The organism is Pararhizobium sp. LjRoot238, from assembly GCF_964252955.1.
Classification (GTDB): domain Bacteria; phylum Pseudomonadota; class Alphaproteobacteria; order Rhizobiales; family Rhizobiaceae; genus Pararhizobium.
The window spans coordinates 277408-301659 of record NZ_CAXUPP020000001.1 but is presented as its reverse complement, the minus strand read 5'-3'; the positions used below and the strand labels follow the sequence as shown (position 1 = coordinate 301659).

At 61.5% G+C, this 24252-nt stretch carries 20 protein-coding genes and 1 riboswitch; of the genes, 10 read left to right on the top strand and 10 right to left on the bottom strand.

All coding sequences use genetic code 11. The features are described 5' to 3' along the window. Positions 1-4: 4 nt before the first annotated feature. The 5 genes from ACSQ3F_RS01595 to ACSQ3F_RS01575 all read left to right on the top strand — a co-directional run bounded on the left by ACSQ3F_RS01595 (position 5) and on the right by ACSQ3F_RS01575 (position 5580). Positions 5-1933 (top strand): DUF2207 domain-containing protein, encoded by a 1929-nt coding sequence (locus tag ACSQ3F_RS01595; RefSeq protein ID WP_436098604.1) that lies wholly within the window; start codon positions 5-7, stop codon positions 1931-1933. 97 nt (positions 1934-2030) lie between these two features. Continuing rightward, the gene (locus ACSQ3F_RS01590) at positions 2031-2312 is read left to right on the top strand and encodes a type II toxin-antitoxin system RelE/ParE family toxin (protein WP_436098603.1); all 282 of its coding nucleotides are present in this window, start codon (positions 2031-2033) and stop codon (positions 2310-2312) included. A gap of 16 nt (positions 2313-2328) precedes the next feature. Further along, a complete protein-coding gene (locus tag ACSQ3F_RS01585) occupies positions 2329-2628 on the top strand; it encodes a HigA family addiction module antitoxin (RefSeq protein WP_436098602.1) in 300 nt (99 codons plus the stop codon). Between the two features lie 93 nt (positions 2629-2721). Then, on the top strand, positions 2722-5076 hold the full coding sequence (gene glyS / locus ACSQ3F_RS01580) for a glycine--tRNA ligase subunit beta (protein ID WP_436098601.1): 2355 nt from the start codon (positions 2722-2724) through the stop codon (positions 5074-5076). A gap of 12 nt (positions 5077-5088) precedes the next feature. Next, a complete protein-coding gene (locus tag ACSQ3F_RS01575; protein ID WP_436098600.1) occupies positions 5089-5580 on the top strand; it encodes a DUF523 domain-containing protein in 492 nt (163 codons plus the stop codon). Positions 5581-5743: 163 nt separating this feature from the next. Here the strand turns inward: ACSQ3F_RS01575 and ACSQ3F_RS01570 are convergent, their stop codons facing one another. The 5 genes from ACSQ3F_RS01570 to ACSQ3F_RS01550 form a co-directional block, all read right to left on the bottom strand. After that, entirely contained in the window at positions 5744-6268 is a 525-nt protein-coding gene (locus ACSQ3F_RS01570; protein WP_436098599.1) for a plant virulence effector HPE1-like domain-containing protein, read from the bottom strand. 111 nt (positions 6269-6379) lie between these two features. Beyond that, positions 6380-7651, bottom strand: a complete 1272-nt coding sequence (purD, locus tag ACSQ3F_RS01565; protein WP_436098598.1) for a phosphoribosylamine--glycine ligase — start codon at positions 7649-7651, stop codon at positions 6380-6382. A 95-nt stretch (positions 7652-7746) separates the two neighbouring features. After that, the gene (locus tag ACSQ3F_RS01560) at positions 7747-10140 is read right to left on the bottom strand and encodes a putative bifunctional diguanylate cyclase/phosphodiesterase (protein WP_436098597.1); all 2394 of its coding nucleotides are present in this window, start codon (positions 10138-10140) and stop codon (positions 7747-7749) included. Continuing rightward, entirely contained in the window at positions 10137-11180 is a 1044-nt protein-coding gene (locus ACSQ3F_RS01555) for a polyamine ABC transporter substrate-binding protein (RefSeq protein ID WP_436098596.1), read from the bottom strand. Before ACSQ3F_RS01555 ends, ACSQ3F_RS01560 begins: the two co-directional genes overlap by 4 nt. A gap of 124 nt (positions 11181-11304) precedes the next feature. Further along, complete coding sequence (locus tag ACSQ3F_RS01550) at positions 11305-12504, bottom strand: MFS transporter (RefSeq protein WP_436098595.1); 1200 nt, start codon at positions 12502-12504, stop codon at positions 11305-11307. Positions 12505-12614: 110 nt separating this feature from the next. Between ACSQ3F_RS01550 and ACSQ3F_RS01545 the strand changes: the two genes are divergently transcribed. The 3 genes from ACSQ3F_RS01545 (at position 12615) to ubiA (ending at position 15516) form a co-directional block, all read left to right on the top strand. Next, entirely contained in the window at positions 12615-13427 is an 813-nt protein-coding gene (locus tag ACSQ3F_RS01545; protein ID WP_436098594.1) for an AraC family transcriptional regulator, read from the top strand. 253 nt (positions 13428-13680) lie between these two features. Further along, positions 13681-14490, top strand: coding sequence for a MipA/OmpV family protein (locus ACSQ3F_RS01540; protein WP_436098593.1), 810 nt, complete (start codon positions 13681-13683; stop codon positions 14488-14490). Between the two features lie 66 nt (positions 14491-14556). After that, the gene (gene ubiA, locus ACSQ3F_RS01535; RefSeq protein WP_436098592.1) at positions 14557-15516 is read left to right on the top strand and encodes a 4-hydroxybenzoate octaprenyltransferase; all 960 of its coding nucleotides are present in this window, start codon (positions 14557-14559) and stop codon (positions 15514-15516) included. A 50-nt stretch (positions 15517-15566) separates the two neighbouring features. Here ubiA and ACSQ3F_RS01530 read toward each other — a convergent pair whose 3' ends face one another. Both ACSQ3F_RS01530 and ACSQ3F_RS01525 read right to left on the bottom strand, forming a co-directional pair. Continuing rightward, positions 15567-15761 (bottom strand): hypothetical protein, encoded by a 195-nt coding sequence (locus ACSQ3F_RS01530; RefSeq protein WP_436098591.1) that lies wholly within the window; start codon positions 15759-15761, stop codon positions 15567-15569. Between the two features lie 168 nt (positions 15762-15929). After that, positions 15930-16496 carry a DUF6101 family protein gene (locus ACSQ3F_RS01525; protein WP_436098590.1) on the bottom strand — a complete coding sequence of 189 codons (567 nt, stop codon included), beginning with the start codon at positions 16494-16496 and terminating at the stop codon, positions 15930-15932. A 348-nt stretch (positions 16497-16844) separates the two neighbouring features. Between ACSQ3F_RS01525 and ACSQ3F_RS01520 the strand changes: the two genes are divergently transcribed. Then, on the top strand, positions 16845-19151 hold the full coding sequence (locus ACSQ3F_RS01520) for a DUF1217 domain-containing protein (protein WP_436098589.1): 2307 nt from the start codon (positions 16845-16847) through the stop codon (positions 19149-19151). A gap of 9 nt (positions 19152-19160) precedes the next feature. Here ACSQ3F_RS01520 and ACSQ3F_RS01515 read toward each other — a convergent pair whose 3' ends face one another. Both ACSQ3F_RS01515 and ACSQ3F_RS01510 read right to left on the bottom strand, forming a co-directional pair. Further along, positions 19161-20591 (bottom strand): FAD-binding oxidoreductase, encoded by a 1431-nt coding sequence (locus tag ACSQ3F_RS01515; protein WP_436098588.1) that lies wholly within the window; start codon positions 20589-20591, stop codon positions 19161-19163. Between the two features lie 190 nt (positions 20592-20781). Further along, positions 20782-21768: an L-threonylcarbamoyladenylate synthase gene (locus ACSQ3F_RS01510; protein WP_436098587.1), complete on the bottom strand. Its 987-nt coding sequence runs from the start codon at positions 21766-21768 to the stop codon at positions 20782-20784. A gap of 219 nt (positions 21769-21987) precedes the next feature. Here ACSQ3F_RS01510 and ACSQ3F_RS01505 point away from each other — a divergent pair, with 219 nt between their 5' ends. Further along, a complete protein-coding gene (locus ACSQ3F_RS01505) occupies positions 21988-23049 on the top strand; it encodes a diguanylate cyclase domain-containing protein (RefSeq protein WP_436098586.1) in 1062 nt (353 codons plus the stop codon). Between the two features lie 18 nt (positions 23050-23067). Here ACSQ3F_RS01505 and ACSQ3F_RS01500 read toward each other — a convergent pair whose 3' ends face one another. Beyond that, positions 23068-23670 (bottom strand): DUF6656 family protein, encoded by a 603-nt coding sequence (locus ACSQ3F_RS01500; protein ID WP_436098585.1) that lies wholly within the window; start codon positions 23668-23670, stop codon positions 23068-23070. A 355-nt stretch (positions 23671-24025) separates the two neighbouring features. Then, a riboswitch (cobalamin riboswitch) is annotated at positions 24026-24223 on the top strand. The last annotated feature ends 29 nt before the right edge of the window (positions 24224-24252 follow it).

The following is a 24252-nucleotide window of genomic DNA, read 5'->3' as shown; positions in this document are numbered from 1 at the left end:
TCGCATGAGACGTCTGTTTGCGGCCCTCGGTCTTGTCTGCCTGCTTCTGGCGCAGGCCGGCGCGGTGCGGGCGGAAGAGGTCTTCTCCTCCTATCATTCGGCTATCGACGTTGCGAAAAACGGCGCGTTGACGGTGACGGAGACGATCAAGGCCAATGTCGAAGGCAACCGGATCAAGCGCGGCATCTACCGCGATTTTCCGCTGACTTTCACCGATAGCCGCGGTCGCGCCGCCAAGGTCGATTTCAAGCTCATTTCCGTCGAACGCGACGGCAACGAAGAGCCTTATCGCACCGAAGGCATCAATGGCGGCATCCGCATCTATACCGGTGATGCCGACGTGTTTCTCCCTGCCGGTGAGCACACCTTCCAGTTCACCTATGAGACCGCCCGCCAGATACGTTTCTTCGATGATCACGACGAGTTCTACTGGAACGTCACCGGCACGGAATGGGCGTTTCCGATCGAGGAGGCGTCCGCCACCGTCACCCTGCCGGAAGGCGTGAGAACGCAGGCGCTCGATGTCTTTACCGGCCGCTATGGCGCAACCGACAAGAATGCCCGCGCCCTCGAGGATGGCGATCGGCTGGTGTTCACCACGACGCGCCGGCTGCAGCCGGGCGAGGGGCTGACCATTGCCGTCAAGATGCCGAAGGGCAGCATCGACCCACCCTCTGCGTCGCAAGAAAACATCTGGTGGGTGCAGGATAACCTGCACTGGATTCTGGGGGGCGCCGGGTTCGCCATCGTCTCCGGCTATTACGCCCGCATGTGGCTGAAGGTCGGCCGCGACCCGGCTCGCGGCGTCCTCGTTCCGCGATGGGATGCGCCCGACGGCATCTCGCCGGCGCTGGTAAACTACATCGACAACAAGGGCTTTTCCGGCCAGGGTTGGACGGCGCTCTCGGCCGCAGCCCTCAATTTGGCGGTCGGCGGCTATGTCGTCCTGGAAGACCTGAAGTCGTCGCTCGTCATCGCCCGCACCGAAAAGCCCCAGCCCGCCGCATTTCCGGCCGGCGAAGCGGCCATCCTTGCCGCCGTGAAGCGCAACGGCGGCAGGCTGACGATCGACAAGGCGAATGGCCCCGAGGTGCAGAGGGCCGGCTCGGATTTCCGCAGCGCCATGGAAAAGGAACACCGCAACAAATATTACCGCGCCAATACGCTCCATGTGATCGGCGGCGTCCTGTTGTCGGTCTTGTTCATCGGCGCGATCCTCGTCTTCGGCAGGCTCGGCGACAACATCGTCCTCGTCATCCTGCCGGTTGTCGCCTCGATCGTCATTGCCATCCTCTCTGCCGTCTTCGGCCAGGCCTTTCGCCGGAAGAGAAGCCTCGCTGCAAGGGTCGCCGCAGTTCTGGCGATCGGTCTTTTCGGCTTCATCGCCGTTTCCGTCTTCCTTGCCGTCTCGGCGGTCACGATCTTTCAGGCCGTGCAGACGCATGAGCTGCCGCTTCTGATCGGCATCGGCGGCATCGTTCTCGTCAATCTCCTGTTCTTCTACCTGATGGGCGCACCGACGCCGCTCGGGACGAAGATGATGGACGGCATCGACGGCCTTCGCCAGTACCTGACGCTCGCCGAAAAGGAGCGGATGAACATGGCCGGCGCCCCTGAAATGTCGCCGCAGCATTTCGAAAAACTGCTTCCCTATGCCGTTGCCCTCGGCGTCGAAAAGCCCTGGTCGGAAACCTTCGACCGCTGGCTGCTCACCGCGGCCGCGGGTGCTGCCGCCTACCAGCCCGCCTGGTACCACGGCGATAGCTTCACCGCCGGATCCTTCGGCGACCGCATGGGCGGCTTTGCCGGCTCGATGGCCGATACCATGACCTCCTCGCTGCCGCCGCCACCCAAAAGCTCGTCCTCCGGCTTCTCCAGCGGCGGCGGCTTTTCCGGCGGCGGGGGAGGCGGTGGTGGAGGAGGAGGGTGGTAGGCCGCCTGTCCACTGCCGGGAAGGAACGCATTCCGCGATGATGCTTGACGCATCCAAGCGGATGTATCATCATGTGATACGATGCTGGAGATGACTGGTGATCCGTTCCTTTAAGGGCAAGCTCTCTCAATCCGTGGCCGACGGCAGCGTAAAGAAGGGTTTTCCAGTGGATCTCGTTCGCCGCGCGCGGCAACTGTTGGTCTTGTTGAACGCGGCGGCAGATGTGAAGGATCTGCGTTCGCCGCCAGGTAATCGGCTGGAGAACTTGTCGGGAGATCGGGAAGGTCAGTATTCGATCCGTATCAATCAGCAATGGCGCATCTGTTTCGTATGGTCGAACGGCGGCGCCGATGACGTGGAAATCGTGGACTATCATTGAAGCTTGGGAAAATCAGATGAGTGATATCGGCCTGCCGGCGATCCATCCGGGCGAAATTCTGAAGGACCTTTATCTCGATCCCCTCGAGATGAGTGCCGGTATGCTTGCCAAGAAGCTGAATGTTCCAAGGACCCGCATAGAGCGTATCGTCACGGGAAAGACTGGCGTGACATCCGATACCGCGCTGCGCCTCGCGAGATTCTTCGACACCACGCCCGAACTCTGGATGAATCTGCAAGTGAGTTACGATCTGAAGATCGAGGCCGAGCGAAAACGCGCCGAGATCGAACGCATTCCTGTACGCGACGCCGCTTGACCCCTGACTTTTCCATTTTGCATGGATGACTTTTGCTGCCGGGCTTGCTAAGTCCCCCGCAGTCTATCGATCCCTCAGAAAAGCATCCATTCCATGCCCGATCTTCTGCTTGAACTCCGCTCCGAGGAAATCCCGGCTCGCATGCAGCGCAAGGCTGCCGGCGACCTGAAGAAGCTCTTGACCGATGCCTTGGTCGAGGCGGGGCTGACCTATGAGGGCGCGCGCGAATACTGGACGCCGCGGCGGTTGACGCTGGATATCCGCGGACTGAACACCCGCTCGGCGGATGTGCGCGAGGAGCGCAAGGGCCCGCGCACCGATGCCAACGAAAAGGCAATCGAAGGCTTTTTGCGCGGCGCTGGTCTCACGTCGATCGATCAGGCGCATGTCCACAGCGATCCGAAGAAGGGCGATTTCTACGTCGCCCACATCGTCAAGCCCGGCCGCCCGGCCGAAGAGATCATCGCCGAAGTGATGCCCGGCATCATCCGCAATTTCGCCTGGCCGAAGTCGATGCGCTCCGGTGCCGCCTCGGCAAAGGCCGGTGCCATACGCTGGGTGCGGCCGCTGCAGTCGATCATCTGCCTGTTCGGCCCGGAACACGAGGAAACCCACGTCATCCCGTTCGCGATCGACGGCATCACCGCATCCAACGTCACCTATGGCCACCGGTTCCATGCGCCGGAAGCGATCACCGTCCGCCGCTTCGCCGATTACGCCGAGAAGCTGCAAAAGGCCAAGGTCATGCTCGATGCCGAGCGCCGCAAGGATATCATCCTCCACGATGCCCGCGATGTCGCCTTTGCCAACGGCCTTGAACTGGTGGAGGACGAAGGGCTTCTCGAGGAAGTTTCCGGCCTCGTCGAATGGCCGCGCGTGCTGATGGGCACCTTCGAGGAGGAGTATCTGGCCATCCCGTCGGAAATCATCCGCCTGACCATCAAGACCAACCAGAAGTGTTTCGTCACGCGCCGGCCGGGCGAGGAGACCCTGTCGAACAAGTTCATCCTCGTCGCCAATATCGAGGCGAAGGACGGCGGCCGCGAAATCGCCCACGGCAACGGCAAGGTTGTTCGCGCACGTCTCTCGGACGCCAAGCATTTCTGGACCCGCGACCAGGGCAACCTGCCGGACCTCGAAACGCTGGAAGCGTCGGCTGCGAAATTCGGTCTCGACCTGAAAAAGCCGCTCGACCAGCGCATGGCCAAGCTGGACGCGCTGAATGTGACGTTCCATGCGAAGCTTGGTACGCAGGGAGAGCGTGTCGCCCGCATCCGGACGCTGGCCGGCGAACTGGCGAAGGTCACCGGCGCCGATGCCGCGTTGGTTGATCGCGCCGTCGTCCTTGCCAAGGCCGATCTGCGCACCGAGGCCGTTGGCGAGTTCCCCGAGCTTCAGGGCATCATGGGCCGCAAATATGCGCTCCTGCAGGGCGAGGATGCCTCCGTCGCCGCCGCGATCGAAGATCACTACAAGCCGCAGGGCCCTTCGGACCGCGTGCCGGACGACAAGGTCGCAATCACCGTGGCGCTTGCTGACAAGCTCGACACCCTCGTCGGCTTCTGGGCGATCGATGAAAAGCCGACGGGTTCGAAGGACCCCTATGCGTTGCGCCGCGCTGCTCTGGGAGTAGTTCGTATCATGCTGGAGCGGAAGGTGCGGCTGCCGCTTGCGAAGCCATTTAGGCAGGCAACGATTCTAGTGCTTGGAAATCCTGATGGGATAAGTGGACCGGACATTGATGCTCTTCAGGTCGACCTCCTCTCCTTCTTCCACGACCGCCTGAAAGTTTACCTCCGCGATCTCGGTGCCCGCTATGACCTGATCGACGCCGTATTGGCCTCGGGGCAGACCCCCTCATCCGGCCCGGAGCCAGTCCTCGGGCTTGCCAAAGGCAAGACCCGCGGGGGCCACCTTCTCCCCGCTGGGGAGAAGAGGGAGCAAGGGGCGGCCGCAGAGACCTCCTCTCCCCAGCGGGGAGAGGGTGGCGCGCATGCGCCGGGTGAGGGGGGCGACCTTTCCGCAAACGACGACCTCCTGATGGTCGCCCGCCGCGTCGAGGCGCTGACGGCCTTCATCACCTCGGAAGACGGCCAGAACCTGCTCGCCGGCACCAAGCGCGCCACACAAATCCTGGCCGCTGAGGAAAAGAAGGGCACGGAAGTCGCGGAGGCAGTCGATCCGGCGCTCTTCAGGCTCGATCAGGAAAAGGCGCTTTACAAAGCCGTCACCGAGGCGTCGCAGGGAGCGGCCGCGGCGATTGCGCAGGAAGATTTCCGCTCGGCCATGGAAGCGCTGTCGAAGCTGCGCGGCCCGGTCGACCAGTTCTTCGACGATGTCCTCGTCAACGACGAAGATCCGGTAATCCGCGCAAACCGCCTTGCGCTGCTCGGCCTGATCCGCTCGGCCACGGGTACGGTCGCGGACTTCTCGAAGATCAGCGGCTGAGGGAACGGGCCGATGGGGGCAAAAATCCTCGTCAGCGCCTGCCTCACGGGCCATGCCGTTCGTTATGACGGGCAGGCAAAGCCGCTCGTCCATCCGGCGCTCGATCGGTGGTGCAGGGAAGGGCGGCTGGTGACGATCTGTCCGGAGATGTCGGCCGGCATGCCGGTGCCGCGGCTGCCGGCAGAGATCGAACCGGGGCGATCCGCCGCCGAGGTCCTGTCCGGTGACGCCCGCGTGCTGGAGAGCAACGGCGGCGATGTGACGGCCGAGTTCCGGCAGGCGGCGGAAAATGCCCTGGCGCTGGCAATCGAAGCCGGCTGCGCCTATGCGCTTCTGATCGACGGCAGCCCGTCCTGCGGCTCAGGCTTCGTCTATGACGGCAGCTTTTCCGGTGACCGCCAGCCGGGCGTGGGCGTCACGGCAGCCCTGCTTAGGCAAAAGGGCATCAAGGTCTTTTCCGGCAGCGAAATCGAAAAGCTGGCAGCGCTGATCGAAGGGGAATGACAGGCGGCCGTCTGCGCAGGTGGCGCGGTCGTCCAGGGTGGCAGCACCACAAAAAAATTACGCCCCTGCTTCTCTCAGGGGCGCAATTTCTCGCCTTGGAAGGCGAATGCCCGATCAGCCTTTTCAGCGCGGCTGGCTAGGGCAGGGACAGGGAACTCCCAAACTATTTTAGCCGAAGTTGGAAATTTTCCAGATCAACTTCTTGTGAACGGCTGTCTTGCGGCGTTACCGCGGCCATGCCGGCCATCGATGCGGTCGAGACCGCGCTGGTTTTCACCGTGCCGTCGATGATGGAAAGAGTGGCCGTTGCCTGGGCCTCGGCCGGCAGTGCATCTACGGTTGCAGCCTTCGCCAGATGCTCGACCGGCGCCATTTCGAGCTGCGCCGCCTTGACGGCTTCCTCCGAAGCCTTGGTGATGAAGACGACCGGCGAGCCGCCGAGCCAGGCCTCGGTTCGCACCAGCTTCATCTCGCCGTTGATTTGCCTGAGTTCCACACGTTCAGTGCCGGGCGCGACCTCGGGAACGACATAGCTCGTCTTCTTGGTGACGACCGGCGGCGGGCAATGGGTGCAGGAAAGCTGCGAAACGCTGCTGTTTGCGTGTCCTGCCTTCACGACTTCAACCGACGACGCGCTGGCCGAACCGGCGGCAAGCAGGCTGGCGATTGTGAACAACAGGCTGCGCATCGGCATTCTCCTCGATAATCCGTGCGAGGAGACTATTCATTCTCCGTTACGTTCCCGTCAGGAGAATTGGTAAAAATTGAGTGAGTTTTTCGATTTCCAGCGCTCCCGCCGTCAGGCCTTCTCGCGCTCGACCGCCTGCCAGCCGATATCGCGGCGGCAGAAGCCGTTCTCCCACTCGACCCGGTCGAGGGCGGCGTACGCCGTCTCCTTGGCCGCGCTGACGGTCGCGCCCATGGCGGTGACGTTCAGCACGCGGCCGCCCGTCGCCACCAATTGCCCGTCCTTGAGTGCCGTTCCGGCATGGAAGACCTTGGTCGCGCCGTCTTCCGCGGGCAATTTCCGGATCGGCGTGTTCTTCTCGTAGGAACCCGGATAGCCCTTCGATGCCATCACCACCGTCAGCGCCACCTCGTCGCGCCATTCTGCGCTCTCGGATGCAAGCGTTCCGGTCGCTGCGGCATAGAGCAGCGGCAAAAGATCGCTCTTCAGCCGCATCATCAGCACCTGGCATTCCGGATCGCCGAAGCGGACATTGTATTCGATCAGTTCGGGACCCTTGGCGGTAATCATCAGTCCGGCGAAAAGCACGCCTGTGAAGGGATGGCCGCTATCGGCCATGCCGGCGATCGTCGGCTCGATGATCTCGCGCATCGTCCGCTCGACCATGTCCGGGGTCATGACAGGGGCCGGCGAATAGGCGCCCATGCCGCCGGTGTTCGGCCCGGTATCGCCATCGCCGACGCGCTTGTGGTCCTGCGCCGAGGCAAGCGGCAAGGCGGTCTTGCCGTCGCAGAGGCAGAAGAAGCTCGCCTCCTCGCCATCGAGATAAGCCTCGACCACGACCTCGGCACCAGCCGCGCCAAAGGTGCCGGAAAAGCAGCTGTCGACGGCGTCAAGCGCCTCGTCGAGCGTCATCGCCACCGTCACGCCCTTGCCGGCGGCAAGGCCATCGGCCTTGATGACGATCGGCGCGCCCTGTTCACGCACGTAGACCTTGGCCGGCCCGGCAGAAGTGAAGCGCTGATAGGCGCCGGTCGGGATATTGTATTTGGCGCAGATGTCCTTGGTGAAACCCTTGGAGCCCTCGAGCTGGGCCGCGGCCGCCGAAGGGCCGAAGACGGCGATGCCGCCCTCGCGCAGTGTATCGGCAAGCCCCGCCACCAGCGGCGCTTCCGGGCCGACCACGACGAAGTCGATCGCTTCCTTCCGGCAGAAGGCGAGCACGGCGCTGTCGTCGGTGACGTCGACGTCGACGAGCGTCGCTTCTTCGCCAATGCCGGGATTGCCGGGCGCCGCGTAAAGTGCCGTCAGACGCGGCGATTGCGCCAGTTTCCACGCCAGCGCATGCTCGCGTCCGCCCGACCCGATCAACAGAACTCTCATCGCCTACTCCCGCTGCCGCGTTGTTGAGGTGCGGTTAAGGTGAGGGCGGCTGAAGGTCAAGGCAAAATCTGGCCTGTGCCCGGATGACGGGTCATTCAGAGCAATTTTGAGGAACCGGCGCGGCGCCTGCCGCCGTTGACGACAGCGTGGGCTCCGTCGCGCTCAGCCATTTCCGCTGCCTGCTTCAGTGCCCAGATCGAGAGGTCCGGCAATGCCAGCGGCTTGCTGATGAGATAGCCCTGGAAATGATCGCAACCGGCCGCCGTCAGCAGGGCGAGCTTTTCGTAGCTGTCGATGCCTTCGCCGATCACCGACATCTGTTGCGCATGGCAGAGGGCGATCATTGCCTTCAGCGCCGGCAGGGATTCCTCGTTGGCAAGGTTTTCCACCAGCATCCGGTCGAGCTTGATGGTATCGGCGGTGTATTCGATGATCTGCTGTACTGAGGTGTAACCGGCGCCGAAATCGTCGATGGAGATACGGAAACCTTTTTCACGCAGGGTTTCGATGTTCCGATGCAACTGATCTCCAAGCTTGACGGCATAGGTCTCCGTCAGTTCGATCTCGATCGTCCGTGCGTCGAGCCCGTGCCGGTCGAGGCAATCGCTGAAATAGTCGCTGATCGATTTCGAGTGCAGTTCCGCCGACGAGATGTTGATGGCAAGCACCGTCTCCGGTCCGAACAACGCCTTCAGAGGCTGGTGGTCCGACATCGCCTTGTTGATCACCCACCAGTCGATCTTGGTGAACTGGCCAGTGCTTTCGGCGATCGGCACAAATTCGTCCGGTGTGATGTTGCCAAGCGTCGGGGAAATCCAGCGCAGCAGCGCCTCGCAGCCGGTCACTCTGCCGCGCGTGTCGACGATCGGCATGTAGACGAGATGGAATTGCTCGTCCGGATCGACCAGCCGCAGTTCCTCCTGAATATGGCGAATCCGGTCGCGTTTGTCCTGGAGGGCACGCGAGAAGCGGGACGAACGGTTCTTGCCGTTGGTCTTGGCCTGGTACATGGCCGCATCGGCATTCGAGATGAGCTCGGCCAGGTTCGTTGCATCCGTCGGACAGATGGCAACGCCGATGCTGGCGGTGACCGGGTAGTGTTTGCCGCGCACTTCAAAACCGCCGGAAAACAGCGCCAGGATGACGGCGCACATTTCGCGGATCGTGCCGTCACCGGACGCCGATTGCACGAGAACGGCAAACTCATCGCCGGAAAGGCGCGCAAAGACGACCTGCGGAAGGGACTGGCGCATGGTGATCTCGCCGACGGCGCCTTCGATCCTGAGCGCGAGCATTTTCAGGAGTTCGTCGCCGACCTCATGGCCGTATTTGTCGTTGACGAACTTGAAGTTATCGATGTCGATGAAGAGCAGGCTGCAGTGACCGCCCTCGGTCGTGACCTTGTGGACGACCTCTGCGGCGAGCGCGTTGAAATGGCCGCGATTGCTGATGCCGGTCAGCGTATCCGTCCAGGAGGCGTGCTGAACCAGGTGCAGCGCGCGCCGGGACTGATCGTGCAACTGCTTGATGTTTCCGGTCAATCGGCCGATTTCGCCGGCAGCGCCGGTTTGCGTGATGCCATCGTGCTCGCCGCTCATCACCGCCGTGACCTGCCGGTCGAGTGCGGAGATCGGATTGGTGATGAAGCGGCGGATGAGGATGATCATCAGGCCGACGGAGATGAGGCTCATGGCCAGTGCGCCAAGGCCCAGAAGCAGCTTCAACTGCTGCATATCACCCGCATTGTGAGACGGCGGCACGGTCAGCGTGGCAAACAGCGATGGCGCCAGCCGCACGGACGCCGCAAGGTCGCCGGGCAGGGATTGTTGCGGCGCCGTGTCGAAGTCGATCGCGGTTTCATACTCGTTCTGCAGCTTGCGCTGCATGCCGAGAAACTGCGTTGGCTCGACGGCCACCTGAACCAGGAGCGCGCTTTTCTTGGCACTCGGCAGCGGTCGGCTGAAGGTTATCGGGTCGATGAATTCCGAATAGACGATCAGCGGTCGGGCCTGGTTGTCATGAAGATAGGTCCAGTCCCGGAGCTGGCTGCCGCCGGCCAGCCGGCGTGCCAGCGCAAACTGTGCTTGGCCGATCTCGGCAAATGGATCGTCGCTGTTTTCGAAATAGTAACCGGGCGTCAGGTCCGGATTGAGGATGGCGAAGGAGATGAACTTCTTCGGATCGTCGGAGAGCGAGCGGATGCTCTGCTGCAGTCGCAGCCCAAGTGCATTGTTGCGGTAGGCTTCATCGGTTTCGGAGACGAACAGCCGGACCGCATTGCCCTCAAGGAGCGAATAGAGGAAACTCCGGCTCTGGCTGACCTCGTTGCGGAACAGGGCCGCGATATGGTCGAGTTGCTGCGAAAGCCGCGCCCGCTCGAGCGCAAGCACCGAATGGCTCTGCGCGATATAGACCGACAGCGCCGCGAGCAGATATCCCGTCAGCACCACAGGAAATATCAGGAAAAAGGCGCGTTTGCCGAGCGTCACTGGAAATTTGCCATCGAGCTGATGATACGCCGGCGGGTCTGGATCGACTGGACGGACAATTCCTTCTGATACTGGCTCTTCGCCAGGATTTCGGCCGGTGGATAGATTTCCGTGTTCGAACGCATCTCGGCCGGGATGAGTTTCAGCGCCGCTTCGCTTGCGGTCGGCATGGTCAGCGCCTCGGCGTTGGCGGCGGCACTTTCCGGCGACCCGATGAAGTCGAGCAGTTGCAGTGCGAGCTGTTTGCGGGGCGAGCCTGTCGTCACCGCCATGCAATCGAGCCAGGAGAGCGTGCCTTCCTTCGGTACCGCGTAACGCCAGACACCAGGCGTTCCCGCCTTGTCGTTGAGCACATGCTGGTCGCCGCTATAGGCGATCGCCATGTAGATGTCCTTGCCGAGGTCGGGATTCTGGATCGCGGTGATGACGTAGTCATAGGTCAGCACGAAGGGCGCCTGCTTCTTCATCACCTCAAAGGCTTGCTTCAGCGTCTCGTTGTCGTTGGCGTTGATCGACTTGCCGAGCAGCACCAGCGGCGCGATGAACGCCTCGTTGTGGTCGTCATACATGGCGATGTGCTTTTTCAACTCCGGCGCCGGCGACATCAGGTCTTTCCAGGAGGCGGGCGCTGTCTTGACCATGTCGGCGCGGTAGACGATGCCCATCGTCCCCCACAGATAGGGCATGGCGTAGCCGGCGCAGCGCGAGGTCCACTCGGGTTTGTAGCCTTTCAGCGAAGGCACGTTCTTTTCCGCCAGCGGCTCCAGAATGCCGCGTTTTCCGAAAAGTTCCGCGCCGTTCTCGCCAACGACGACAAGATCAATATTGCTGTTGGGATCGGACAGCACTTCGTCGCGCGCATCGCCGCTGTCGTAGTAGGTCTGGTTGACGGCAACACCGGACTTCTCCGTCCAGCGGTCAAGGATCTTCTGGTCGATATAGGATTCCCAGATCAACAGGTTGAGCGTCTCCGCGTGCCCGGGCGAGGCAGCGAACGGCGCCCCCAGCGCGATGGAAACGGCAATAAACGTCTTGCGCATTGAAGCTACCCCGACAGTCCCCGGGAGAACCTTAGCCCGCAATGCTTGATGAATACTTACAAGGGGATGGCGTTGGACTGGGATTGCCATGAAATGTCGCAGCGTTGGATGTTTGGATCCTCGCTTACCGGTGGCGGGGAAGCCTCGGCAGAAAGATCGTGAGCAGGCCGAGCAGCGGCAAGTATGAGCAGATCGTGTAGACGAACGATATACCTTTGTGATCCGCAACGACACCGAGCACGGCAGCGCCGATGCCACCGAAGCCAAAGGCAAAGCCGAAGAACATGCCGGCGATCAGCCCGACGCGCCCCGGCACCAGTTCCTGCGCAAAGACCACGATCGCGGAAAACGCGGAGGAGAAGATGAAGCCGATCAGGATGACGAGGGCCGCGGTCCAGAACAGGTTGGCGTAAGGCAGGATCAGCGCGAAGGGAATGACGCCGAGGATCGAGAACCAGATGACGAAGCGCGCGCCGAAACGGTCGCCGATTGGCCCGCCGAAGATCACGCCGGCCGCCGACGCGCCGAGGAACAGGAACAACAGCAGCTGCGCGTCCTGGACGCCGAGGTCGAACTTCTCGATGGTGAAGAAGGTGAAATAGCTGGAAAGGCTGGCAAGATAGGCATTCTTCGTCGCCGTCAGGATGACGAGGACGATCAGCGTCCAGATGACCTGGTTGCGCGGCAGGGGCAGGGTGCGGCTAACGGCCTTGCTGCCTGCGGAACTGCGGCGATGGCGCGTGTACCAGACGCTGACCCCGGACAAGACCATGAAGCCGGTCAATGCAATGACCGAGAACCAGCTCAGGCTCTCCTGGCCACGCGGAATGACGATGAAGGCCGCGAGCAGCGGCCCGATCGCGGTGCCGGTGTTGCCGCCCACCTGAAACAGCGACTGGGCAAGGCCATGCCGCCCGCCGGAGGCGAGCCGCGCGACACGCGACGCCTCGGGGTGGAAGATGGCAGAGCCGATGCCGATCATGCCGGCACCGGCGACAAGGACATAGAAGTGATGAGCATTGGCGAGCGTGATCAGCCCGGCGCAGGTGGAAAGCATGGCCGCCGGCAGCGAGAAAGGCATCGGCCAGCGATCGGTGACGACGCCGACGGCGGGCTGCAGCAGCGAGGCCGTAACCTGAAAGGCGAAGGTCAGAAGGCCGATCTGCACGAAATCGAGCGCGTAATTGGCCTTCAGCAGCGGATAGAGAGAGGTTAGGAGCGATTGCATGATGTCGTTCATCATGTGGCAGAAGCTGACGGCGACGATGACGGAAAACGCCGTCTTCTCGGCGCTGATGCCGTTGGCCGATGATACCGTCGCCATGTTGTTCTCCTCGCCGTCGAATATCGTGTTTTGCGTGTGTCGCTCTCTGTACCTCGCTTGTGTCTGGCCTGCTTTTGTGCTCTGGTCGCATCCTTTCGAGAGTGGGCCAAATGCGCGTCATCGATCTCACCGCACAGGTCAGCCAGAGCGACGACGAGCATTTCGCCAGCCTTTCCTGGATCGAAAGCGCCGAAGAGCCGGTGCTTGCACTTGGTCGAGTCTATCCCGCCGGCTTCCGGGGGCCGCCGCACAGCCACACAAAGACGCAACTCTGGTGCGCCCGCGGTGGTGTGGTGCTGGTCAGCACCGCCGGCGGTCGCTGGATGATACCGCCCGGTCACGGACTGCTTATTCCGGCGGGTCTCGAACATTTCAGCGAGATGATCAGCGAAGTGCACATGCATTCCATCTACGTCGATCCGTCGGTCATCGGCCCGCATGGTCCGCGTGTGCTTGAAGTCACGGCGCTGGCCGGCAGCCTGATCGAGGAACTGGTACAGTCCGACGAGAAGCCGCTGCCGCAGCGGCGCAAGCGGCTGATCATGGAACTGCTGCTCGACGAGATCGGCCAACTGCCGGAGCGGCCGCTCGGCCTGCCGTTTCCGGGTGATGCGCGGTTGAGCCGCCTCTGCCGCCATTTCCTGAAATCGCCGGCCGCCAATGCGGGCATTGACGACTGGGCGCGGGAGCTCGGCATAAGCCGCCGCTCGTTTACCCGGCTGTTTCGTGCCGAGACCGGTGTCAGCTTCGTCACCTGGCGGCAGCAGGCCTGCATCTTCGCCTCGCTGCCGAGGCTGGCCGCCGGCGAGCCGGTCACGAATGTTGCGCTTGATGCCGGCTACGAAAACATTGCGGCCTTTACCACGATGTTTCGCCGCATGCTCGGCAGCTCGCCCAGCACCTATCTGAAATTGCGGGCCTGACGATGCAATTTTGCCACTTCGCGGCCTGAATCCGGAAATTGCGGTCTTCCTATCATTTTGTAAATAAACGATTTCTTATATCGCGTTGCGCAAATATGGAAAAGAAAGCCTGAAGGTCTCTGGTTAACGGAATGGTAGTGAGATAAGGCCTACAACCGCGCAGAAACGAACCGGTTCAGTTTGCCCCTTCTCCGCGGCCGGTGTGTTGCGCCGGTGTCCGGCCTCAAAGGGGTTTTGTATCCGGAGTTCCGACTTGTCCCGCCGATCTGCCTTTGCTCTTTCCGTTGGTGTTTTTCTCGGCTTCTCCTCTGCCTCCCAGGCTCAGGACGGTCAGTATTTCTGGTCGGGTGATTGGTATCTGAAAGTCGGCGCGGCGGGCTTCCTCGGACCGAAATATGATGGCGGCTCCGACCGCCTGTTCCAGGCCGCACCGCTGATCTCGCTCGGGCGCGCCGGCAGCACGGTGCGGTTCTCTTCGCGCAACGACAACCCGTCCTTTGCCTTCGTCGACAAGGGTGCCTTCCGCGCCGGCGTCGTCGGCAAGCTGATCTTCGAGCGAGACGAGGATACCTCCTCCAAGCTCGAGGGCCTCGACCCCGTGCGTTTCGGCGGCGAACTCGGTGGTTTTGCGGAAGTCTATCCCACCGACTGGCTGCGCATCCGTGCAGAGCTTCGCCAGGGCATCCGCAGCCATCACGGCCTTGTCGCCGATGTCGCAGCGGATGGCTTCGTCGATGTCAGCGACAATGTCCGCATCTCCGCCGGCCCTCGCCTGTCGGCTGCGACCAGCGACTATTTCGATGCCTATTACGGAGTGAGTTCAGCGGAAGCGGCAAAATCCGGTTATTCGAAATATACGCCGTCGGGAGGCCTGAACTCCGTCGGGGCCGGAGCGGCCATCACCTGGCAGGCGACAGAAAAGCTCGAGACCAGCGCCTTTGCCGAATACAAGCGGCTGATGGGCCCCGCCGCGGATTCGAGCATCGTCAAGGAAGGCGGCAGCCGCAACCAGTTTCTGGTCGGCCTTTCCGCCACCTACCGCTTCGATTTCACGCTGGATTGAGTTCTACGTCTCGACATCGACGCCTGATCGCTTGACCGCGCTCTTTTGCAGTTGCAAACAGATGGCATGAGCACCAGTCCAGCCGATTCCGGGCGCGTCCACGATGCGCCCTCCAACAATTGGGTCTACCGCGTCCTGCCGAGGCCGCTCTGGCCCTATGCGCAGCTTGCCCGCTGGGACCGGCCGATCGGCTGGCAGTTGCTGATGTGGCCCTGCTTCTGGTCAGTGGGGCTGGCAGCCAATGCTGCGGCCCCGCTCGGTACATTCTCGCTCGGTCGTTTCGTCCTTCACCTGATCCTGTTCTTCATCGGCGCGGTCGCGATGCGCGGTGCCGGCTGTACCTACAACGATATCGTCGATCACGACATCGACATGGAAGTGGCGCGCACCCGGTCGCGGCCGCTGCCGTCCGGTCGTGTCACGCGGCTGCAGGCCAAGATCTTTATGGTGCTGCAGGCACTCGCCGGCCTCATTGTTCTCCTGCAGTTCAACGGCTTTTCTATCTTCCTCGGCGTCTTCTCGCTTGTCTTCGTTGCGGTTTATCCCTTTGCCAAGCGCTTTACCGACTGGCCGCAATTTTTCCTCGGCCTTGCCTTTTCCTGGGGCGCGCTGATGGGATGGTCGGCCGAGTTCGGCGGGTTGGGGATGGCGCCGATCATTCTTTATCTGGGCGCCATCGCCTGGACGGTCGGCTACGATACGATCTATGCCTATCAGGACAAGGAGGATGACGAGCTCATCGGGGTGCGCTCGACGGCGCGGCGCTTCGGCGAGCATCCACGCCCCTGGCTGTTCGGCCTCTACGGTCTGACGGTTTTTCTGCTGTTCGTCTCATTCGCGATCGCGGGGGCGGGATTCCTGGCCTATATCGGCCTGCTCGTCGCGGCGGTGATGCTGTTCTATCAGATCCTCGTCTTGGACATCCACGACGCGACGCAGTGCCTTGCCCTGTTCAAGTTCAACAGTGTCGTCGGATTGATCGTCTTTGCGGCGCTTTGCGGCGCTCTCCTGGTGCGGTTGCTATAAAAATCCCCCCGGTTGGCTTGAGGGCAAGGGGTCGCCGCAGCAATATCAACTCAAGCCCAGCTCAGCTCCGTGTCGCGGCTGTTCTTCTTCTTGGCCAGGCGGGCGGAAAAGGCGGCGATGGCCCCTACAGCGCCGCGCGTCAAAAGACGCGCAACGGACGCTGTAGCACTTTGAATTTGCCGCATAATTTTACCCTTAAATCGATTCCGATTTAAGGAATTATGCAGCGGGATGAATTTGCGCATGGATGTCTCCTTCTCGTGCCGGCAATGTGCAGGTTGCATATGGCATCAAGAAGGCATTCGCCGCGTTTTCCGAATCGGTGATAACAGGCTGAAAACAAAGACAAAAGACCGGCCGCAGGGACGGCCGGTCTTTTGCACTGGAGGAACGCGCGGAAATTGTGTCGAAAATCAGCTGCGCGCGATAATTTCCCGGCCGTTGATCTTCATGTTGACGCCGAGACTACCGGTGGAGCGGCGCATCAGGAAGCGCGGGCGGCGATCGTTGAAAAGTGAAAGGCGGCGGCGCGGCTTGATATCGCGAGTGCGCACTTCGCCGAGATGCTCTTCCAGCGGCCGGGCAACGCCGTCGGCCTCCACCATCAGCATCGGGGTACGGTAGGCTTCCGACCATGCGCGCCAATCGGCAGCGATGTCGGAAAGGTCATGTGCGACGAGAAGCGGGATGCAGAGATCCGGGTCGTCATGATGAAGTTCCAGCGTCACGGTCACCTCTCCGTCTCCATGGTCGATCGCACGGGCCGCAACGCCCTTGAAGGCACGTGCCGGCAGCGCGATCGAGAGGGGCAGTCCGCTGGAGGGCAGGACCTTGCGCAACACCGCTCCGCGCTCATCCAGACTGATGGTGACATTGTTCGATTGTCCGTGCAAGTTGTAGCTTGCCTGCTGGGGGAAGCGTTTCGGATCCAGTCGCAGCGTGGTTTCGACCCAAGCCGGTTGGGAAAGTGTCTTCAGCATTTCAATCGCCCTTGTTTTCCTTGAGAGCCGGTTTCCGGTCTTCTCTTCGGGACTTTTCGTCCTCTATGGCTGGAGCATAGGCGGCGGCGGTTTGAGACCGCTTAAAAATCGCAGTTAAAAAACTTTGCATTTCCTGATGGTTAGCAAAGACCAACGCGACAGGGTTTCCCAAATCTGAAGAAAATCGGCAGCATTCTGCCGATCCCTCGGCGGGGCGCTGCGGCCTTGAGGAAAAGCCACGCACAAGGCTGAAAGGCGATGGTGCCTGAGGTTATGGCCGCAGCGTGCGGCATTGCGTCCGTCCGGACAGCATTCCGTCAGGCAATTCAGGCGATCGGCAGAACGGCAATGGTTTCCACCTATATCGACTACAACCTCATTACCCGCGATATGAAGACGAGCATTCGGCGCACTGCCGAGCAGGTGCTGGTTGCCCGCGAAACCGAGTATTACAAGGCCAATATCGGCAACGTCACCTCGATCGACGAGTTCCTCGACGACTACCGGCTCTATTCCTACGCGATGAAGGCGCATGGGCTGGAAGACATGACCTATGCCAAAGCCTTCATGCGCAAGGTCATGGAAAGCGACCTCAGCGACGACAGCAGCTACGCCAACATGCTGACTGACGAACGCTACCGCAATTTCGCGATGGCCTTCAGTTTTTCGCAGTCGACCGAGGTGGTCCAAAGTGATGCACAGGAAGATGCGCTCATCGGTCTCTACAACCAGAGCATCGCCAACCAGGATGACGCAGTCACGGATGACACGAACTATTTTAACGCAGCGATCGACACGGTCACGACTGCCGACCAGCTCTGGCAGAACGAGAAACTTAAAAATTATGTCCTGACCGCGCTCGGCTTCGACCCGGACTACATGTCCTATGCGCATTTCAAGGGCGTCGTCACCAGCGATGAAAGCGACTCGAGCAGTTATGTGAATACGGCAGCGGCGGCCTACGAGCAGGGCTACCAGGACAAGATCGATGCCATAGAAGCCAGCGCCTCCGCCGCGGATCTGGCCGACAGCACCAGCACGGCGAGCCAGCAGATCGCGCAGTACCAGGCGGCGATCGACAGTGCGCCCGATTACACGCCGCTTGCCGCCGCCTTCAATTTCCAGAGCGATGGAACGCTCGCCGCCGGCGACCTGCCGATGACGGACACCCAGAAGGCGTCGGTCAACGAAGCCTATGCATTCGCGCAGCCGCGGCTTTCCTCGTCCGCTGCTCTGCTCAACAAGGAATATTATGAATCGACCATAGGAAGCGTCACAACGGTCGATGACATCACGAGCAACAGCAGGCTGTTTGCCTATATCCGCATCGCCTACGGCCTGCCGTCTGGCTTCCTGACGTCGACGATGGAGAACATCCTTACCAGCGATCTCAGCGATTCTACGAGCTATGCCAATACGCAAGGTGGCGAGTATAATGCGATCTACAAGGAGCTTGCGGCCGCCTTCAATTTCCAGACCGACGGAACGCTTGCCTCCGGAGACACCGCGCAGACGACGGAGCAGACCGCTACCACTTCCGCCTACTGGACCGATCGCTATAACGACGCCGACGAAGCCGCCGACGAGAGCCTGATCGCCTCCTACAAGACCCTGATCAGCGTTGTCGCAGATGTTGACGACCTGCTTGCCGACACCAAGATCATGCAACTGGCGCTGACGGCCGTCGGCCTTGAGGATGAAGGCGATACGACGCGCAAGCTGAAGAAGGTGCTGACCAGTGACCTCACCGATCCGAAAAGCTATGTCTATACGCTGAAGGACGACCGCTACGTCGAACTGGCCAAGGCGTTCAACTTCAACACCGACGGGACGCTCGGCGTGCCGATGCTGGCGCAGTCGGAAACCGAAATCCTCAACACCGCCAAGTCCTATGTCGTCGAAAAGAGCCGCTTCGGCACGGAGGAGGAAAAGACCGAGGCGACGGAGGAATCTCAGTATTACAGCGCCGAGATCGAGAAGATCGAAACTCGGGACGGTCTTCTGTCGAACCGGCGCATGGTCGATTTCATTCTCGTCGCCGCCGGGCTCGATCCGGAAGAGTATACGACGGACTATGTCCGGCAGATGTTCGAATCCGATTTCAGCGACCCCAAGAGCTTCATCAACACCGAGCCGGACACGACGATCTTCAAGGAAATCGTCGCCTCCTACAATTTCGACAGCGAAGGCAACCTGGCAAAGCCGGCAGACGGGATTCAAACCAAGCGCGGCCTGCTCGAGACCGAGGATCTCTATCTCAACCAGACGCTGGAAGAACAAAAGGGCGAGGACAATGCCGGCCTGCGCCTTGCGCTCTACTTCCGGCGCATGGCCTCTGGCATCAACACGGCTTACGACCTTTTGGCCGATAGCGCGCTGCTGCAGGTCATCCAGACGACATTCAGCATTCCGGAAGAAATGTCGAGCGCCGATGTGGATGTCCAATATGCCTACATCAATCGGGTGCTCGATGTTGAAGACCTGCACGATCCGGAAAAGTTGGAAAAGCTGCTCGTGCGTTTCGCCGCGCTCTATGACGTCGAGAACAACACCGATGTCTCAGCCGCGGAATTGATCATGTCCGGAAGCGGGCGCAACGGCATCAGCGCCGATACGCTGCTCAGCCTCACCCAGCTTCGCACGGGCGGCGCTTGATTCTATTCGTCAGGCTTTCAGCACCTTGTCGGGATTCATGATCCCGGCGGGGTCGAAGGCGTGTTTGATGCGCTGCATCAGGTCGATCTCGATCGGTGAACGCACCTTCGCCAGTTCGTCGCGTTTCAACTGTCCGATGCCGTGTTCCGCCGAGATCGAGCCGTTATAGTTCAGCACGATGCCATGTATGATCGTGTTCATCTCGCGCCAGCGGGAAAGGAAGGCTTGCCTGTCGGCAGCGATCGGCTGGGAAATGTTGTAATGGATATTGCCGTCGCCCATGTGTCCGAAGGCGCAGATGCGGGCGCCGGGAATGGCTGCCATCACCGCCGCATCCGCCTCAGCCATGAAGGCCGGGATGCTCGATACCGGCACGGAGACATCATGCTTGATCGAGCCGCCCTCCCGCTTCTGCGCCGGCGACATGCTTTCGCGCATGTGCCAGAGGCTCTTGCGCTGGGCCTCGCTGGCAGCCACCGCGGCGTTTTCGACGAGACCGCCTGAAATCTCCGTTTCCAATAGTTCGCTCATCATCCGTTCGGCGGTTTCTGCCGAATCCGAAGTCGAGATGTCGATCAGCGCGTACCAGGCATGCACCGTGTCCAACGGGTCGCGAACGCCCGGAATGTGTTTCGCCGTAAACTCGACGCCAAGCCGCGGCATCAGTTCGAAGCCGGTCAAGGCCGGACCGCAGAGGCTCGATGCCTTGTCGAAAAGCGCAAGCGCGTCGGCAACGCTTTTCAGGCCGGCAAAGGCGACCTGATGGCCAAGCGGCTGCGGAAAGAGTTTCAGCACCGCGCCGGTGATGACGCCGAGCGTGCCCTCGGCACCGATGAACAGGTCGCGCAGGTCATAGCCGGTATTGTCCTTTTTCAGCCGCCGCAGCCCGTCCCAGATATCGCCGGTCGGAAGCACGACCTCCAGGCCAAGGCACAATTGCCGCATGTTGCCATAGGCAAGCACGGCGGTACCGCCGGCATTGGTGGAGAGATTGCCGCCGATCCGGCAGGAGCCTTCCGAGCCGAGCGACAGCGGAAACAGCCTGTTGTGCGCTTCGGCCGCCTTCTGGATATCGGCAAGGATACAGCCCGCGTCGGCGACGATGACGTTGCCGACCGGGTCGATGTCGCGGATGCGGTTCAGCCGCTCCAGCGACAGAACGATATCGGCCGCTCCGGTGCGCGGGATCTGGCCGGCGACGTGCCCGGTATTGCCACCCTGCGGCACGATCGCTACGCCGGTTTCGCTGGCAAGTTTGAGGATCTGCGAGACCTCGTCGACGCTGCCCGGCTTCAGCACCAGCGGCGTGTTGCCCTCGTAGAGGCCGCGCGATTCGATGAGATAGGGTGCGATGTCCTCCTGCTCGGTCAGCGCGTTGCGGTCGCCGACGATGGCGGCGAAGCGGGCAATGATGTCGGGGGAGGGGATGGTGTTCGTCATGTGATCGATACCTTGCTGCTAGCCGCTTCACCCCCCTCTGTCCCTTCGGGACATCTCCCCCACAAGGGGGGAGATCGATCGTGCTCAACGGCCAAGATTTGTGATTGGGGCCAGGGGCAAGCCTGAAAGGATCTCCCCCCTTGAGGGGGAGATGCCCGACAGGGCAGAGGGGGGTATTTTCGGCGTAGATTCATGCCCCGTTACCCTCTCTCGGGGCTGCCGCGCGTTCGATCCGGTCGATGATGGCTTCGCCCAGTCCCTCATTTGGAATGGCGCCGAAGGCGATCGTCGCGGCGCCGGAAGTGTCGGCCTTTTTCATATAGGCAAACAGATTGGCGGCCGCCTCGCGCAGGCTGGCGGACGGGCTGAGATCAAGAACCACAGCGGCCTTTTCTTCCCCGGGCAGAGCCGCGCCGCCAAAGCGGATCAGCGCTTCGCCCGGCTTCACATCCGTCGCGTTCAGCCGCACCGCCGCTCCCGGCGCATAGTGGGAGGCGAGCATGCCCGGCGCCTCGATCGCCGCACCGGCCGTATCGGGACGCAGGACCGTCTTTCCGGTCAGTTTCTCGATGTCAGCGACTTCGAGCCCGCCCGGCCGCAGCAGCCGGATTTCGTCGCCGTCGACCTTGATGATCGTCGATTCCAGGCCGATTTCGGCCGGCCCGGCATCGAGGATCAGCGCCAGCTTGCCGCCGAGATCGGCCTCGACATGCTGGGCGCTGGTGGGGCTGATCTTGCCGGAGGTGTTGGCGCTCGGCGCTGCCAGCGGCTTGCCGTAGCGCTTGATTACCGACCGCGAAAACCCTTCGGGCATGCGGATGCCGAGCGTGTCGAGACCGGCGGAGGCAAGCGGATGAACGCCGCTTGCCGGTTTCATCGGCAGGATCAGCGTCAACGGCCCCGGCCAGAAGGCCCCGGCGAGCTTTTGCGAGATCGGATCAAAATCGACATAACGTCGCGCCATGTCGAAGTCGGCGACATGGCAGATCAACGGGTTGAAGCGTGGGCGGCCCTTCATTTCGTAGATGCGGCTGATCGCGTCCGGGTTTGTCGCGTCGGCCGCCAGGCCATAGACCGTCTCCGTCGGGATCGCGACCGGCAGGCCTTGGGCCAGCGTTTCGCACGCCACCGTCAATGCGCGCTCCGGTTCGGTCCTGGTGTCGATGATGAGGGTCATGCAGCTTCCAAAAGTCGATGGGAGGCCCGAAAGGGCAGGGCTTTGCGGTCTCTATTACAGGGCTCGGCGGGATATTGCCAAGCGCATTCGGCGGGCGTCGCGGACTGTGCCTGATCGATACAGCCCGCTTCAAGATTTCTTAAAATGCGACAGCTTCGATTAGCGGAGCTGAAAGTTGGACATGCTAGCTGTTGCGTCCTACACCCTGCCGGAGCGCAAATGGCCAACAAGAAATCCATGCCCAACGACCTTGCCCTGCGCATCGCCACTGCCATGCACCAGATGGGCATCGACGCTGTCCCGAGAAACTACGAACTGGTCTACGAGGCCTATGCGGGTGCCAACCCCGAACTCGTGCGGGACTTCATCGCGCTCGGCAAAAACAAGTCGCAGGCCGCGCTCGACGAACTCGGCCGCAAATACCTGCCGCATCACCATGAGGCGAGCGTTCTGGCGCGCTCGACGACGATCGTGCGTGATGAGATGAGCAACTTCATGAATTTGCTCTCGCGCGAAAAGAACTCGCTCGACGATTATGGCCGGTTGATCGGCGAGGCGTCGAAGGCACTCGTCGTTTCGGACGAGGCAAGCCAGGCGGCATTGAAGAACTCGATCCAGGCTCTGAAGCGGGCAACCGAACGGCAGGTATCGCAAAACGCCGAACTGGAGCAGAGCGTCACGGCCCAATCCAACGTCATCGCCGGCGTCCAGAAGGAGCTTGCCGATTTCGAGGCGACGAAATTCTCGGATGCCGTGACCGGCCTTGCCAACCGCCGCGCTTTCAACAAGGCGCTGGCCAAGGTCTATGCCGATCCCGAGCTGCCGCTCGCCTGCGGCGTTGCGATTGCCGAGCCGGATACCAGCCAGCGGCTCTCCGGTGAACAGGCCGCCGCGATCGCCGATCATCTCGCCCGCCATATCGGCGGCATCACCCAGCAGGCCTTTCCGCCGAGCGAACTGGCGGCGCGTTTCGACGGCGTCCGCTTCGGCTTCCTGATCAATGCGGGCGAGGAGCGCGAAGTCGTGCGCCTGATGGCGCTGCTGCGTTCGGCCCTGCGCGGCGTCCATTTCAAGCATCCGAAAACCGGCCGCAGCCTTGGCAGCGTCACGCTTTCAGTCGGCGTGTGCATGTCGCACAGCGCCGGCAATGCGTTCGATCTTGTGGGAACTGCCGAAAAGGCGCTTGCCAAGGCACAGGCCAAGGGCGGCGACTATACCGTCGTTCACGGAGCAGAGGACGAGCAGCCGGCGGGGCGGGACTGGCTGATCTACAAGCGATAGGCGGCTGCCGCGAAAGCGTCAGAGGCTGTTGATGATCTTGCGAAGCTGTTCGTTGCAGGCGCCGAGCAAAAGCACGTTTTTCAGGGCTTCCTTCGGATCGCGAGTGCGAAACAGGAGGCCGTTTTCGTGGACGCTGCGGTTGAGCGTGAGCTTGCCTTCCTCCGCGTCGAGTTCGGTCGCGACGGCGAAATACATTCGCGAATAGCCCATCTTGATCTTCTCGAAGAAGTGCTCGTCGTCGCCGATGTCGGAGAAGAAGTTGGCGATGTAGAACGACCACCGGACATCGTCGAACTTGGCGAACTTCGTCCGCGCCGCGGTCACGTGGCAATAGCCGAGATGCGGGCTGCCCGAAAGCGTGCGATGGAAAATCAGCTTCGGGAAGCGGATGGAGGCATGGAAGCCGTTGATGCGTTCGTGCGTTACGGTGCCGGCAGCCTCGAGCCTGCGGCCGGTGCGGGCGGCCACTTCCTGATGGGTTAGGTAGCGTTTTTCCTCGGCGCTCCATTGCTGCGGCCGGTTGATGCGCCCGGTGCGCAGGAATTCGGTGTGGACAGCGCTCTTCGGCGATTGAACCGGTTTCTTGACGGCAGCAGCGTCGAAATATCTCAAGTTTGCCATCGGCCTGCACCAGGATTGCGTCGGAGTGCTGGGGCACACCGCGGCGGAAACGTTCATGAGGAAAAGCTACATTGCGAGGGTTAATGCAGTCTTTCCAAGCATTACCCGCCCTCCATGGTGCGAGGCTTGCGCTTTCAACCGGCCCGTCGCGCCGCAATATGTCGCAAAGAGACAGTCTCTGCACAGAATTTGGCGGTGTGTGGCGGAAAAGGCGCCATCTGCCGAAAAATCAGGAAACTCCGTTGTTTCTGCTTATAAAATAGCCACTCCGGTCATCTGGAAACGCAACTGTGCGTGTGTCGCCATTCTGGAACCGGATGTCGCTAATCGGCGGCTGTCCGGCCAGATCTGCAGATTAGATGAAGACACTCAAGGTGCCGCCTTTATAGGGAGGGCGGAGAATTGGGAAGCCGGTCGAAATCCGGCGCTGCCCCCGCAACGGTGGTGGAGCGAAACCTCGGCAAAAGGCCACTGGAGAGATCCGGGAAGGCGCCGCGACGGTCCGAAAGGACAGCTCCTGAGCCCGGAAACCAGCCTTGTTTGTGAAATTGATGTCTGGGTTGCGGCGGGCAGCCGGAAGGA